This is a genomic window from Pseudomonas sp. BN417 (genome assembly GCF_029871205.1).
Classification (GTDB): domain Bacteria; phylum Pseudomonadota; class Gammaproteobacteria; order Pseudomonadales; family Pseudomonadaceae; genus Metapseudomonas.
In genome coordinates, this window is record NZ_SSOJ01000152.1 from 30075 (window position 1) to 44408 (window position 14334).

The following is a 14334-nucleotide window of genomic DNA, read 5'->3' on the forward strand; positions in this document are numbered from 1 at the left end:
CGCTCGTCCCCCTGCGCAACGCTTCCGCTCGGCCTTCTGACGGGGCGGAATCGCTGCCCCACCGCTTCTGCACAGGTTCAGGCAATGAGCAGGCATCAGGATTGCCGCACCCTGTCAGGCGCGAGTCACCCCTCGCCCTTTGGGAGAGGGGCGGGGGTGAGGGGTGTATCAGGCAAGTGCGGAGGTCTGAAAATACCGTGTTAGGGCGTTTTATTCGATGCAACAACAGCTAACGCAGACAGAGCCAATGAATTCGCCCCTACATAGGCCCACCTCACGGAAATGAAAAGGCCCCTGGTGCGCTGCACCAGGGGCCTTGGTCGTTACCGCTGCCGATTACAGCTGGCGCAGCGGCTTGCCGCGTACCGGCTTGTCGCCCGCCGTGTAGTACGCGGCGGTGCTGCGCGGCAACGGCTTACGGTTGCGGATCTTATCGGCGATCTTCTCGGCGATCATGATGGTGGTCGCGTTGAGGTTGCCGGTGATGATCTCCGGCATGATCGAGGCGTCCACCACCCGCAGGCCGTCCATGCCGTGCACGCGGCCCTGGCCGTCCACCACCGCCATGTCGTCGGTGCCCATCTTGCAGGAGCAGGACGGGTGGAAGGCGGTTTCCGCGTGGGTACGGATGAACTCGTCCAGTTCGGCATCGGACTTCAGGTTCGCGCCTGGGCTCAGCTCGCGGCCGCGGTACGGGTCGAGCGCCGGCTGACCCATGATCTCGCGGGTGATGCGGATGCCGTCGCGGAATTCCTGCCAGTCCTGTTCGTGGGACATGTAGTTGAACAGGATGCTCGGGTGCTGGCGCGGGTCCTTCGACTTCAGGTGGATGCGGCCGCGGCTCGGCGAACGCATGGAACCCATGTGCGCCTGGAAGCCGTGCTCCTGCACGCCTTTGCTGCCGTTGTAGTTAATCGCCACCGGGAGGAAGTGGTACTGGATGTTCGGCCACTCGAATTCCGGACGGGTGCGGATGAAGCCGCCGGCCTCGAACTGGTTGCTGGCGCCCAGGCCGCTGCCCAGGAGCAGCCACTCGGCACCGATCATGGGCTGGTTCCACCACTTGGTGGCGGGGTAGATGGACACCGGCTCCTTGCACGCGTACTGCAGGTAGAGCTCGAGGTGGTCCTGCAGGTTGGCGCCGACGCCCGGCAGGTCATGCACCACGGGCACGTCGAGGTCGCGCAGCAGGGCCGCCGGGCCGACGCCCGAGCGCTGCAGCAGTTGCGGGGAGGCGATGGCGCCGCTGCACACCAGCACTTCGCGACGGGCGCGGGCGGTGATCAGGTTGTCGCTGTTGCCCTTGAGGTAGGCCACGCCAGTGGCGCGTTTGCCGCTGAACAGGATGCGGTCGCTCAGGGCATGGGTGACGATGGTCAGGTTAGGGCGGTTGCGTGCCTGGTCCAGGTAGCCCCGGCCGGTGGCGGCGCGGCGACCTTGGGGAGTCACGGTACGGTCCATGGGGCCGAAGCCTTCCTGCTGATAACCGTTGAGGTCCTCGGTACGCGGGTAGCCGGCCTGCACGCCGGCCTCGACCATGGCGTGGAACAGCGGGTTGTTGCCGGCCTTGGGCGTGGTCACGCTCACCGGGCCGTCGCCGCCGTGGAAATCGTTGGGGCCGATGTCGCGGGTTTCCGCCTTGCGGAAATAGGGCAGGCAATCCAGGTAGGTCCAGTCTTCCAGGCCCGGCGCCTTGGCCCAGCTGTCGAAGTCCATGGCGTTGCCGCGGATGTAGCACATGCCGTTGATCAGCGAGGAGCCGCCCAGGCCCTTGCCACGGCCGCACTCCATGCGGCGGTTGTTCATGTAGGGCTCGGGGTCGGTCTCGTAGGCCCAGTTGTAGCGGCGGCCCTGCAGCGGGAAGGCGAGGGCGGCGGGCATCTGGGTACGGAAGTCCAGGCGATAGTCAGGGCCGCCGGCTTCGAGCAGCAGCACGCTGACGTCGGCGTCTTCGGTCAGGCGGGTGGCCAGGACGTTACCGGCGGAGCCGGCGCCAACGATGATGTAATCGAATTCTTGTGACATATGACTTACCTGCTAAATGACCCGGACGGCTCCGGGGCGCGGCATCTCTCTTCCCCGGATTGCATCCGGGCTACCAGGGTCGGTGTCGAGTCGTGGCCCGGATGAAATCCGGGGGGCGCTGGATGCGCCCCCGGGCGTTCGTCCGGGCCGGCGTCGGTCAGAACACCGAGTAGTAGTCGCCCATCTCGACCTGCACCGACTTGATGCGGGTGTAGTGGGCCAGGGTGGTCAGGCCGTTCTCGCGGCCGACGCCGGACTGCTTGTAGCCGCCCACCGGCATTTCGGCCGGGGACTCGCCCCAGGTGTTGATCCAGCAGATGCCGGCTTCCAGCTTGTGGATCACGCGGTGGGCGCGGGCCAGGTCGCGGGTGACCACGCCTGCGGCCAGGCCGTACTCGGTGTCGTTGGCGCGGCGGATCACTTCTTCCTCGGTGTCGTAGACCAGGATGCTCATCACCGGGCCGAAGATTTCCTCGCGGACGATGGTCATGTCGTCGGTGCAGTCGCTGAACACGGTGGCGGCCACATAGGCGCCCTTGGCGAATTCGCCGTTGATGACGCGCTCGCCGCCGATCAGCAGGCGCGCGCCTTCCTTGCGGCCGGACTCGATGTAGCCGAGCACGCTTTCCATGTGGGCGAAGCTGGTCAGCGGACCGAAGTTGGTGTCGGCGTCTTCCGGGTTGCCCAGACGGATGCGCTTGACGCGCTCGACCACCTTGGCTTCGAAGCGGGCTTGCAGGGCACGCGGGACGAACACGCGGGTGCCGTTGGTGCAGACCTGGCCGGAGCTGAAGAAGTTGGCCATTACCGCGATGTCGGCGGCGCGGTCGAGGTCGGCGTCTTCGAAGATGATCAGCGGCGACTTGCCGCCCAGTTCCATGGTCACTTCCTTGAGCGAGGAGCTGGAGGCGCTGGCCATCACCTTCTTGCCGGTCGAGGTGCCGCCGGTGAAGGAAATCTTCTCGATCAGCGGGTGCTCGGTCAGCCACTGGCCGACTTCACGGCCGCTGCCGGTGAGGACGTTGAACACGCCGTCCGGCACGCCGGCTTCGGTGTAGATCTCGGCCAGTTTCAGCGCGGTCAGCGGGGTGACTTCGCTGGGCTTGAAGATCATGGCGTTGCCGGCGGCGAGCGCCGGGGCGGATTTCCACATGGCGATCTGCACCGGGTAGTTCCAGGCGCCGATGCCGGCGACCACGCCCAGGGGCTCGCGGCGGGTGTAGACGAAGCTGGTTTCGCGCAGCGGGATCTGCTCGCCTTCGATGGCGGGGATCAGGCCGGCGTAGTACTCGATCACGTCGGCACCGGTGACGATGTCCACCGCGCGGGTTTCGGCCAGCGGCTTGCCGGTGTCCAGGGTTTCCAGCTCGGCCAGTTCGTCGTTGCGCTCACGCAGGATGTCCACGGCGCGGCGCAGGATGCGCGAGCGCTGCATGGCGGTCATCGCGGCCCAGACCTTCTGGCCCTCGACGGCGCTGGCGACGGCGCGCTCGACGTCGTCCTTGCTGGCGCGCTGGACCTTGGCCAGGACTTCACCATTGGCCGGGTTGACGGTCTCGAAGCTGGCGCCGCTGGTGGAGTCGACGTAGCGACCGCCAATGTAGAGCTTCTGTTCTTCGAATCGGGCCATGGTGGTTGTCCTCTCTAGGTCTTGTGTTCGCAAGGCGGCAGGGCGGTTCAAGCCGCCTGCTTGGCCAGTTGTTGATCAAGGAATTCGTAGGCAAGCCGGCGGGCCTGCTCGGTATCGAAGGCTTCGCCGGACAGCGCGCCGCGCAGCCAGAGGCCGTCGATCAGGGCGGCCAGGCCCCGGGCTGCGGCGCGTGCGCTCCTGGCATCGAGCTCGCGGCGGAACTGCCAGCAGAGGTTCGAGTAGAGGCGCAGGTCGTTGATGCGCTGCAAACGGCGCAGCGACGGCTGGTGCATGCTGCTGGCCCAGAACGCCAGCCAGGTCTTCATGGCCGGGCCGTTGACCTGGGTCTCGTCGAAGTTGCCGTCGATGATCGAGCGGATGTAGCCACGCGCGCTCTCGTCGCGCATGGCCTCGCGGCGCTTGCGCACCGCGCCCTGCAGATCGTTCATGAGGAAGCGCATGGTGGCTTCCAGCAGGCCGTTCTTGTCCTGGAAGTAGTGGCTGATGATGCCGTTGGAGACCCCGGCCAGCTTGGCGATGTAGGAAATGCTGGCGTCGCCCATGCCGACCTGGTCCACCGCCTCGAGTGTGGCGTGGATCAGTTGGGTGCGGCGCACGGGCTGCATTCCGACTTTGGGCATTGGGGTTTCCTCCTCTACCGGGCCTTTCCCGGATAGGTTGAAATCCAGCCTACTTTATTTTTATTGAACGTTCAAACAACAAAGAATACGATGCGCACCATGGAACGGGATGCGGCAGTTCGCCGCACCTGATTCCAGGCCATCTGCCGGCGGATTCCACCCGTCGCCGGCCGCTGGCGCGGGTCTGTCGTTGCGCCTACCAGGCGCCTGCTTTCACTGCCCTGGAAACTCCAAATGAGTACAGCTTCCATAACAACAAACCATGGCAAGGTGCGCCTGAATCCGGTCGTGTTCTTCGGATCCACCGCGCTCATCCTGCTGCTCACGGTTGCCTTGATCGCCTTCCCCGATAGTGCCGGCGCCTGGCTCGGCAAGGCCCAGAGCTGGCTCTCGCGCAGTTTCGGCTGGTATTACATGCTGGCCATCGGTGCTTACCTGTTCTTCGTCCTCTATGTCGCCTTCTCCCGTTATGGCCATCTGCGCCTGGGCGCCGACGACAGCCGTCCGGACTTCAGCTACGGCGCCTGGGCCGGGATGCTGTTCTCCTCGGGCATCGGTATTTCGCTGCTCTACTTCGCCGCTTCCGAGCCCATCGACCATCTGTACAACCCGCCGGAAGGCGAGCCGGGCAGCCAGTCCGCCGCGCGCCAGGCGCTGCAGCTGACGTTCCTCCACTGGGGCGTGCACGGCTGGGCCATCTATGCGCTGGTGGGGCTGGCGGTCGGCTACTTCGCCTATCGCCACAACAAGCCGCTGGCCCTGCGTTCGGCGCTCTACCCGCTGTTCGGCGAGCGCCTGATGAAGGGTTCGGTGGGCAACGCGGTGGACTGCTTCGGCATCTTCGTGACCCTGCTGGGCCTGGTGACCAACCTGGGGATCGGCTCCTTGCAGGTGTCCTCGGGCCTGGAGTACCTGTTCGGTCTGCCCCATAGCCAGGGCGCGCTGCTGGCGGTGATCCTGGTGATGAGCGCGGTGGCGACCCTGGCCGCTGTATCCGGCATCGAGAAGGGCATCCGCCGCCTGTCCAACCTGAACATCATCCTGTTCAGCGGCCTGCTGCTGTTCGTGCTGCTGGCCGGCGAGACCCTGCACCTGCTCAACGGTTTCGTGCAAAACCTGGGCGATTACCTCAACGGCCTCGTGCTGAAGACCTTCGACCTCTACGTCTACACCGGCCAGTCCGGCAAGAGCGAAGAGTGGATGGGCCTGTGGACCCTGTTCTATTGGGCCTGGTGGATTTCCTGGGCGCCCTTCGTCGGCATGTTCGTGGCCCGTATTTCCCGCGGCCGCACCGTGCGCGAACTGGTCTGCGGTGTGCTGCTGATCCCGCTGGGCTTCACCCTGGCCTGGCTCTCGGTGTTCGGCAACAGCGCCATCGACCTGGTGATGAACCAGAACGCGGCGGACCTGGGCAAGGCGGCGCTGGAACAACCGGCCATGTCCATCTACCTGCTGCTGGAGCATTACCCCTGGGCCAAGGCGGTGATCGGCCTGTCGATCTGCGTGGGCTTCGTGCTCTTCCTCACCCCGGCCGACTCAGGCTCGGTGATGCTGGCCAACCTGTCCCGCGAGGAAGGCGACCTGGACGAGGACGCACCCAACTGGCTGCGTATCTTCTGGTCGGTCGTAGTGACCCTGGCGACCATCGGCCTGCTGTTCGCCGGCAACTTCACCGCCATGCAGACGGTGGTGGTGCTGGCCGGCCTGCCCTTCTCGGTGGTGCTGTTGCTCTACATGTTCGCCTTGCTGAAAACCATGAAGGCGGACCTGGCGGCGAGCGACGCGGCTGCGGTCCCTCGGGTGGTGTTGCGCAGCGAAGCGGCCTGACTGAGGTCCCTGCTGGAATGAAAAAGCCCGGTCCGATGGACCGGGCTTTTTTGTTTGTGGGTGGGTCGTGCTCTTGTGGGGAACGGGGATCAGGCCGGGACTTCGGTCTTCGCCTTGGCCAACTGCCGGTCGAGGTAGTCGTAGGCGATCTGCAGGGCCTGTTGGGTGTTGAAGGCATCGCCCGAGAGCGCACCGCGCAACCACAGGCCGTCGATCAGTGCGGCCAGGCCGCGGGCGGCGGAGCGGGCGTCGTCGATGTCGAGGGTACGGCGCAGTTCGCAGCAGAGGTTGGAGTAGAGCCGGTGGTCGTTGATCCGCTGCAGGCGGCGCAGGGACGGCTGGTGCATGCTGGCCGCCCAGAAGGCCAGCCAGGTCTTCATCGCCGGGCCGCTGACCTGGCTGTCGTCGAAGTTGCCTTCCACTATGGCGCGCAGATGCGCCCTCGGGCTGTCGTCGCGCAGGGCGGTACGGCGTTGGCGCACGGCGGAGCTGAGGGCGGCCATCAGGTGGCGCATGGTGGCTTCCAGCAGGCCATTCTTGTCCTGGAAGTAGTGGCTGATAATGCCGTTGGACACCCCGGCGACACGGGCGATGTAAGCGATGCTGGCATCGCCGAGACCGACCTGGTCGACGGATTCGAGAGTGGCCTGGATCAACTGCGAGCGGCGGATCGGCTGCATTCCGACCTTGGGCATCAGGTACTTCCATCATTTTGTGTGGGAATGGGAAGCGCGCAGTCTAGGGGGAATTTGATTGATCGATCAATCGATGGGGTCGATCGGGGGCGGCGGCGAGGTCCAGGTCGGGGTGATTGCAATGTAGGGGCGAATTCATTCGCTAAGGGCAGCGCAGCTGCCCCATGGAAATCCACAGGGCAGACCTGCGGCCTGCAAAGCGAATGAATTCGCCCCCACAGGGAATCTGCCCCAGCGAAAAAACAAACCCCCACAGGCCCGAAGGCCGGTGGGGGTTGGCCATGCGGCAGGGGCTTACTTCAGCCAGCTTTCCACACGCTCGGGGTTCTTGGCGATCCAGTCCTTGGCGGCCGCTTCCGGCTTGGCGCCTTCGCGGATGGCCAGCATCACGGCGCCCACTTCCTCGCCGCTCCAGGAGAAGTTCTTCAGGAACGCGGTGGCGTCGGCGGCTTTGGCTTCCAGGCCAGGGTTGACCACGGTGTCGACGTGCTCGTCATCGCCATAGACCTTTTTCGGGTCTTCCAGGAAGCGCAGCTTCCACTTGGCGAACATCCAGTGCGGGATCCAGCCGGTGACCACGATGGGTTTCTGGGCCTTCTCGGCGCGGGTCAGGGCGGTGGCCATGGCCGGGCCGGAGCTGGGCATCAGTTTGATGTCCAGGTTGTACTGCTTGATGGCGTCCTCGGTGCGGCGCATCACGCCGGCCCCGGCATCGATGCCGGTGATCTTGCCGTCGAAGTCCTTGCTGTACTTGCTCAGGTCTTCGATGGATTTGGCCTGCACGTAGTCAGGCACGATGAGGCCGATCTTGGCGCCCTTGTAGTTGGAGCCCAGCACTACCACCTTGTCCTTCAGCTTGGCGTAGTACTCGCCGTGGGTGGCCGGCAGCCAGGCGGAGAGGGTGGCGTCCAGGTCACCGCGGGCCACGCCCTGCCACATGATCGCCGGCTCGACGGGTTTCAGCTCCACGCCATAGCCGAGTTTTTCCTTGAGGATTTCGCCCGCCACATGGGTGGCGGCGACACTGTCGTCCCAACCGTTGACGTAGCCGATCTTCAGGGTCGGTTTATCGGCGGCACCGGCGGTGCCCATACCGAGGGCCAGGGCGGCGACGCCGAGCGTTTGCAGACAAAGGGATTTCAACTTGCGCATACGTATTGCTCCATCAGGTGGGATTGGCAGCCAACTACGTGGTCGATGGCCCGTTCTGAGGCGGGTTTCGCGACTGTGCCCCTCGCGGCCCGTTGCCGGGCCACGATTGGCGAATTGCAAGGAAACGGGCTCCGGAGCGGAGCCCGGGGGATTACAGGCCGATGTGTTTCTTCACGGCGGCGGCGCCGTCCTGGCCGTCAAAGGTGGTAACGCCCGCCAGCCACTTGTCCAGCGCGGCCGGATTGGCCTTGAGCCAGGAAGTGGCGACTTTCACCGGGTCTTCCTTCTCGAGGATCTTCTCCATCAGCTGGCTTTCGGTTTCGACAGTGAACTGCAGGTTGTTCAGCAGCTTGCCGACGTTGGCGCAGCGTTGCTCGTAGTCTGGCGGCACCACGGTGTAGACCTTGGCTGCGCCGTAGTCCGGGCCGAACACGTCATCGCCCCCAGCCAGGTAAGTGATGTCGAACTGGGTGTTCATCGGGTGCGGTGCCCAGCCCAGGAACACCACCGGCTCCTTCTTCTTCACCGCGCGCTGCACCTGCACCAGCATGCCGGCCTCGGAAGACTCGACCATGCGGAACTTGCCGAGATCGAACTGGTTGCCCTTGATCATCTTGTCGATCAGCAGGTTGCCGTCGTTGCCCGGCTCGATGCCATAGATCTTGCCATCCAGCTGGTCCTTGAACTTGGCGATGTCCTGGAAGCTCTTCAGGCCGGCCTCAGCCGCGTAGGTCGGTACCGCCAGGGTGTACTTGGCGCCTTCCAGGTTGGGGGTCGGCAGCACCTTCACACCGTTGTCCTTGGTGAAGGGCTCGATCACCGCGTCCATGGAGGGGGCCCAGTAGCCGAGGAACACATCGATCTGCTTGTTCTTCACCCCGGTGAAGGCGATGGGCACCGAGGCCATGATCTTGCGCGGGGTGTAGCCCAGGCCTTCGGTCAGCACCATGGCGACGCCGGTGGTGGCGGCGATGTCGGCCCAGCCGATCTCGGCGAAGCGGACCTGCTTGCAGCTCTGCGGCTCCTGGGCCCAGGCACCCTGGGCCAGCGCGCAGGCCAAGAGGCCCAAGGCAGCGACTTTTTTCATTTTTTTCATTAGCGACTCCCTGACATTGAAAGGTGAAGCGTTGGTTATTGCGCTTGCTGCCGCTGCAACTTGGCGCTCAGCCAGCCAAAGGGCTTGCCACGAGTCGCGGTTTGACGAGTCCCGAAACTTTCGGTGATACGGTCGAGAATGATCGCCAGCAGCACCACGGCCATGCCGCTTTCGAAGCCCAGGCCGATGTCCAGGCGCTGGATACTGGCGAGCACGTCGTTACCCAGGCCACCGGCGCCGACCATCGACGCGATGATCACCATGGACAACGCCATCATGATCGTCTGGTTGACCCCGGCCATGATCGACGGCATGGCATTCGGCAGCTGCACTTTGTATAGCAGTTGCCAGCTGGTGCAGCCGAAGGATTGGCCGGCTTCGACGATTTCCTTGTTCACCTGACGGATGCCGAGGGCGGTCAGACGCACCGCCGGCGGCATGGCGAAGATCACCGTGGCGATGATGCCGGGCACGCGGCCGAGGCCGAAGAGCATCGCCGCCGGGATCAGGTAGACGAAGGCCGGCATGGTCTGCATGAAGTCCAGCACGGGGCGGATGATGACGGCCACGCGCTCGCTCCTGGCCGCCCAGATCCCCAGGGGGATGCCGAGCAGCAGGCTGATCAAGGTCGAGGAGAAGGTCAGGCCGAGGGTGACCACGGTCTGTTCCCAGAAGCCGGTCATCACGATCAGGATCAGCGAGACCGCAGTGAAGGCCGCGAACTTGGCGCCGATACGCCAGAAGCCCAGGCCGACGAAGACCGCGATCAGCACCCAGGCCGGCGGCCACATCAGGAAGCGTTCGATCAGCTCGGAAAAGCCGCTGACCACGTTGCCGACGCTTTCGAAGGCGCCGCTGTAGTTTTCCAGAAGGTGCTGGACGACGTCATTCACCCAGCTGCCCAGATCCAGTTTCTCGCTCATCGTCATTCTCCCCGCAGGCGGCTCAGCAGGCGGCCTTTGCTGATCGCGCCGCAGTAGCGGCCACTCTGGTCGATCACAGGGATCGGCCCTTCATTGATCACCAGGCGCTGGATGACGCTGTCCAGTGGCAGGTCCTCCGGTACCGGGTCGATGTGCTTGAGCAGGCTGTGCTCCAGGTCCAGGGTGCGGCCACCTTCGACCAGCAGGGCAATCTTCTCGAGGCTGATGGAGCCACGGAAGTTGTTCTTCTCGTCGACGATGAAGGCGTAGTGCTTGTCCATGGCCTGCAGCTTCTGGCAGACCATCTGCGCGTCCGGGGCCTTGCCGTTGTGCACGAACAGCGGAACGCTGTCGGACTTGAGTTGGCCGGCGGTGAGGTAGCGGCTGGTGTCGACCGTGTTGAAGAAGTTGCGCACGTAGTCGTTGGCCGGGTTCTCGATGATCTCCTGGGGCGTGCCCACCTGGATCAGCTTGCCGCCTTCCATGATGCCGATGCGCGAACCGATGCGCATGGCTTCCTCGATATCGTGGGAGACGAAGATGATGGTGCGGCTGTGCTTCTTCTGCAGGTCCAGCAGCACGTCCTGCATCTCGCGGCGCTTGAGCGGGTCGAGGGCGGAGAAGGCCTCGTCCATGATGATCATCGACGGGTCGACCGCCAGGGCGCGGGCCAGGCCGACGCGCTGCTGCATGCCGCCCGACAGCTCATGGGGATACTTGTGCGCGAAGCTGGCCAGGCCGACCTGCTCCAGCACTTCCATGGCGCGCTTCTCGCGCTCCTTCTTGCCCTTGCCGGCGACTTCCAGGCCGAAGGCGGCGTTGTCCAGCACGCAGCGCGAAGGCATCAGGGCGAAGGACTGGAACACCATGCTCATGTCGCGGCGGCGCAGGTCGATCAGTTGCGACTTGGGCAGCTTGGCGACGTTCTGGCCGTCGATGAACACATCCCCGGCGGTGGGTTCGATCAGGCGGTTGATCAGGCGGATCAGAGTCGACTTGCCCGAACCCGACAGGCCCATCAGCACGAAGATTTCACCTTCGTTGACGCTGAAGGACACGTCGCTGACGCCGATCACGGCACCGCGCTCGGCGAGGATCTTTTCCTTGCTCCAGCCCTGCTTGAGTAAATCGATTGCTTCTTGTGGTTGTTGCCCGAAAACCTTGTAGAGGTTTTGAACCACGATCTTTCCAGACTGCATGGGATATTTCCCCTTCAGTAGACATCCAGGTCAGCTACACGGAGCCAGAACGGGCGCTCGACGACGCCCAGCCTGGTGATGCCGACTGTCTTGCCTGTGTGGATAACAATGTTTCGAGAACCTGACAGCCCTCTGGCAGTGCTACGAAACCCAGTCCCTGGGCGGGTTCTGCACCTCGAGCCGAGGTGCGCGTACTTCCGAAATTTCTTATTAGGCCTACCTCTGCTCGGGTTGAGGTTGCCGCTTGTGTTCTTCGGTCCGGAGCGGAGTGCTCGCGGTCTGTCGGCCCACGGGAGCCGACAGCGACGAAATCGGGTGACTCAACGATAAAGCCTTGAGGCCTTGGCAATTGTCGGTTTGCGACCTTCATATGTTGGGTGGCGACATGGCTCGTGGATATCACGGGATACGCCTCGTCACGGCGCTTCGGCGCCGGCAAGCGTCGCCGGAAGAGGGCTGCCATCGCGCGCGGTGACGCCCTTCAGCCAGGCGGCGAGGGTGTCGGGATTGGCCTTCAGCCAGGTCTTGGCCTCGCGGCGGCGGTTGGTGCTCTGGTTAAGTATGGCCCCCATCAGGTGGTTCTCCATGGCCAGGCTGAATTTGAGGTTCTTCAGCAGCTGTCCGAGGTTCGGGCATTCCTGGGTCAGACCCTTGCGCACGTTGGTGTAGACGGTGGCGCCGCCGTATTCCGGGCCGAACCAGTCGTCCCCGCCCTCCAGGTAGTGCATGTTCAGCTGGTTGTTCATGGGGTGCGGTTCCCAGCCGAGGAACACCGCCCACTGCTTGAGGTGCTCGGCGCGTTTCACCTGGGAGAGCATGCCGTTTTCACTGGACTCCACCAGTTTGAAGTCGCCCAGGCCGAAAGCGTTCCCCGCGATCATCTTCTGGATCAACTTGTTGCCGTCGTTGCCGGGCTCGATGCCGTAGACCTTCCCGTCCAGCTGCTGCTTGAACTTCGCCAGGTCGGCAAAGCTCTTGATGCCGCCTTCCCAGGCGGCCTGGTTCACCGCCAGGGTGTACTTGGCGCCGGTGAGGTTGGCGCCGAGGCTCTCCACCGTGCCTTTTTCAAGGTAGGGACGGATGTCGTTTTCCATGCTCGGCATCCAGTTGCCGAGGAAGACATCGATCTTGCCTTCGCCCAGGGCCTTGTAGGTGTCGGGTACCGACAGGCGCCTGACCTTGGTGACGTAGCCGAGTTCGCTCAGCACATGACGGGTGACGGCGGTGGTGACTGTGATGTCGCTCCAGCCGACATCGGCGAAATGCACGGTTGAGCAGCGTTCGGGGTCGGCCGCGGCCAGGGCCGGCTGGGTGGCGCAGATCGAAATGGCCAGTACCGAAGCGGCCAGCAGCGTAGTGGTGGGTCGAGTCATGGGAAGGGGTCCGTCCACTGCAGGAATTATTGTCGTTTTTCCGGACTCGCGTGGCTGTCGGACTGCTGCAGGCCGCGCCCGCCGGGCGCCCGGATCATGCGTGCCAGACGCATTGCCTGACTACCGACCAGGTCGCACGCAGAACTTATCTGTCGCGGGTGGTGTAGGGAAGCGGGGGATTTCGAGGCAGCTTTTTCTGTGGGGGCGAATTCATTCGCTATGGGCAGCGCAGCTGCCCCTTGGGGATCTTGCAGGGCAGTCCTTCGGCCTGCTTAGCGAATGAATTCGCCCCCACATTGCCCGCGTCAGCCTAAAGGATCGGGCACGGCGTATTTGGATACGAGCAAGTCGGTGTGGGAAGTCCTCTGTTCGGCGAAATGCCGATCATGGCGCCAAGAGTGATCCTTCCCGGAGTAGTCCCGTGGCTATCAGCGTGTTCGACCTGTTCAAGATCGGTATCGGCCCCTCCAGCTCGCACACCGTGGGCCCCATGCGCGCGGCGGCGCTGTTCGCCACGGCGCTGCGCGAGCGTGGCCTGCTGGCGCAGGTGCGCCGCGTCGAGGTGCGCCTGTACGGCTCGCTGTCGGCCACCGGCGTCGGCCACGGCACCGACCGCGCCACGGTCATGGGGCTGATGGGCGAATGGCCCGATAAGGTCGACCCGAAGCAGATCGCCCCGCGCATCGCGGCGCTGCAGGAGGCCCGCGAGCTGCTGCTGGACGGCAGCCAGCCGGTGCCGTTCGACTGGAACCGCGACCTGCTGCTGCTCGAGGAAAACCTGCCCTACCACCCCAACGCCATGACCCTGATCGTCGAAGGCGCGGCCGGTGAACTGCACCGCGACACCTACTACTCCATTGGCGGCGGCTTCGTCGTCGACGAGGCCCAGGCCAAGGCCGGCCAGCTGGATCAGGACGCCACCGTGCTGCCCTACGATTTTTCCAGCGCCGAAGAGCTGCTGGTGCTGTGCCAGCGCCACAACCTGCGCATCGCCGAGCTGATGCTGGCCAACGAGAAGGCCTGGCGCAGCGAGGCGGAGATCCGTGCCGGGCTGCTGAAACTGTGGGACGCCATGCAGGAATGCGTGAACAACGGCCTCGGCCACGAAGGCATCCTCCCTGGCGGGCTCAACGTGCGCCGCCGCGCGGCCAAACTGCACCGCAGCCTGCAGGAGCTGGGCAAGCCGAACGTGATCGGCAGCACCATGAGCGCCATGGAATGGGTCAACCTCTACGCCCTGGCGGTGAACGAGGAAAACGCCGCCGGCGGGCGCATGGTCACCGCGCCCACCAATGGCGCGGCGGGGATCATCCCGGCGGTGCTGCACTACTACATGCGCTTCAATCCCGAGGCCAACGAGGACGACGTGGTCAATTTCTTCCTCGGCGCGGCGGCGGTGGGCATTTTGTGCAAGAAGAACGCCTCGATCTCCGGCGCCGAGGTCGGTTGCCAGGGCGAGGTGGGCTCGGCCTGCGCGATGGCGGCGGCGGGGCTGGCGGAAGTGCTGGGGGCGACCCCGGCGCAGCTGGAGAACGCCGCGGAGATCGGCCTGGAGCACAACCTGGGGCTGACCTGCGACCCGGTGGGCGGGCTGGTGCAGGTGCCCTGCATCGAGCGCAACGCCATCGCCGCGGTGAAGGCGATCAACGCGGCGCAGATGGCGCTGCGCGGCGACGGCGAGCACTTCATCTCGCTGGACCAGGTGATCCGCACCATGCGCGACACCGGTGCCGACATGCACGACAAGTACAAGGAAACCTCGCGCGGCGGCCT

General features: G+C 64.6%; 11 protein-coding genes. 2 read left to right on the plus strand and 9 right to left on the minus strand.

Annotated features, from left to right (window positions below):
- Nucleotides 1-336: 336 nt before the first annotated feature.
- The 3 genes from betA to betI (E8F11_RS24165) all read right to left on the minus strand — a co-directional run bounded on the left by betA (nucleotide 337) and on the right by betI (E8F11_RS24165) (nucleotide 4296).
- Nucleotides 337-2025 carry a choline dehydrogenase gene (gene betA / locus E8F11_RS24155; RefSeq protein WP_280291445.1) on the minus strand — a complete coding sequence of 563 codons (1689 nt, stop codon included), beginning with the start codon at nucleotides 2023-2025 and terminating at the stop codon, nucleotides 337-339.
- 157 nt (nucleotides 2026-2182) lie between these two features.
- The gene (betB, locus tag E8F11_RS24160; protein WP_280291446.1) at nucleotides 2183-3655 is read right to left on the minus strand and encodes a betaine-aldehyde dehydrogenase; all 1473 of its coding nucleotides are present in this window, start codon (nucleotides 3653-3655) and stop codon (nucleotides 2183-2185) included.
- Between the two features lie 47 nt (nucleotides 3656-3702).
- Complete coding sequence (gene betI / locus E8F11_RS24165) at nucleotides 3703-4296, minus strand: transcriptional regulator BetI (RefSeq protein ID WP_280291447.1); 594 nt, start codon at nucleotides 4294-4296, stop codon at nucleotides 3703-3705.
- 288 nt (nucleotides 4297-4584) lie between these two features.
- Here betI (E8F11_RS24165) and E8F11_RS24170 point away from each other — a divergent pair, with 288 nt between their 5' ends.
- Nucleotides 4585-6123: a BCCT family transporter gene (locus E8F11_RS24170; RefSeq protein WP_280291454.1), complete on the plus strand. Its 1539-nt coding sequence runs from the start codon at nucleotides 4585-4587 to the stop codon at nucleotides 6121-6123.
- Between the two features lie 89 nt (nucleotides 6124-6212).
- Here the strand turns inward: E8F11_RS24170 and betI (E8F11_RS24175) are convergent, their stop codons facing one another.
- The 6 genes from betI (E8F11_RS24175) to E8F11_RS24200 form a co-directional block, all read right to left on the minus strand.
- Nucleotides 6213-6818, minus strand: coding sequence for a transcriptional regulator BetI (betI, locus tag E8F11_RS24175; RefSeq protein ID WP_280291448.1), 606 nt, complete (start codon nucleotides 6816-6818; stop codon nucleotides 6213-6215).
- A 294-nt stretch (nucleotides 6819-7112) separates the two neighbouring features.
- Nucleotides 7113-7970 (minus strand): glycine betaine ABC transporter substrate-binding protein, encoded by an 858-nt coding sequence (locus E8F11_RS24180; RefSeq protein WP_280291449.1) that lies wholly within the window; start codon nucleotides 7968-7970, stop codon nucleotides 7113-7115.
- 151 nt (nucleotides 7971-8121) lie between these two features.
- Nucleotides 8122-9066 carry a choline ABC transporter substrate-binding protein gene (locus tag E8F11_RS24185; protein ID WP_280291450.1) on the minus strand — a complete coding sequence of 315 codons (945 nt, stop codon included), beginning with the start codon at nucleotides 9064-9066 and terminating at the stop codon, nucleotides 8122-8124.
- A 35-nt stretch (nucleotides 9067-9101) separates the two neighbouring features.
- Nucleotides 9102-9989, minus strand: a complete 888-nt coding sequence (locus E8F11_RS24190) for a proline/glycine betaine ABC transporter permease (protein ID WP_280291451.1) — start codon at nucleotides 9987-9989, stop codon at nucleotides 9102-9104.
- A gap of 2 nt (nucleotides 9990-9991) precedes the next feature.
- On the minus strand, nucleotides 9992-11188 hold the full coding sequence (locus E8F11_RS24195; RefSeq protein WP_280291452.1) for a glycine betaine/L-proline ABC transporter ATP-binding protein: 1197 nt from the start codon (nucleotides 11186-11188) through the stop codon (nucleotides 9992-9994).
- 416 nt (nucleotides 11189-11604) lie between these two features.
- The gene (locus tag E8F11_RS24200; RefSeq protein ID WP_280291453.1) at nucleotides 11605-12561 is read right to left on the minus strand and encodes a choline ABC transporter substrate-binding protein; all 957 of its coding nucleotides are present in this window, start codon (nucleotides 12559-12561) and stop codon (nucleotides 11605-11607) included.
- Nucleotides 12562-12982: 421 nt separating this feature from the next.
- Here E8F11_RS24200 and E8F11_RS24205 point away from each other — a divergent pair.
- The coding region (locus tag E8F11_RS24205; RefSeq protein ID WP_280289156.1) for an L-serine ammonia-lyase at nucleotides 12983-14334 on the plus strand (1352 nt) is incomplete at its 3' end.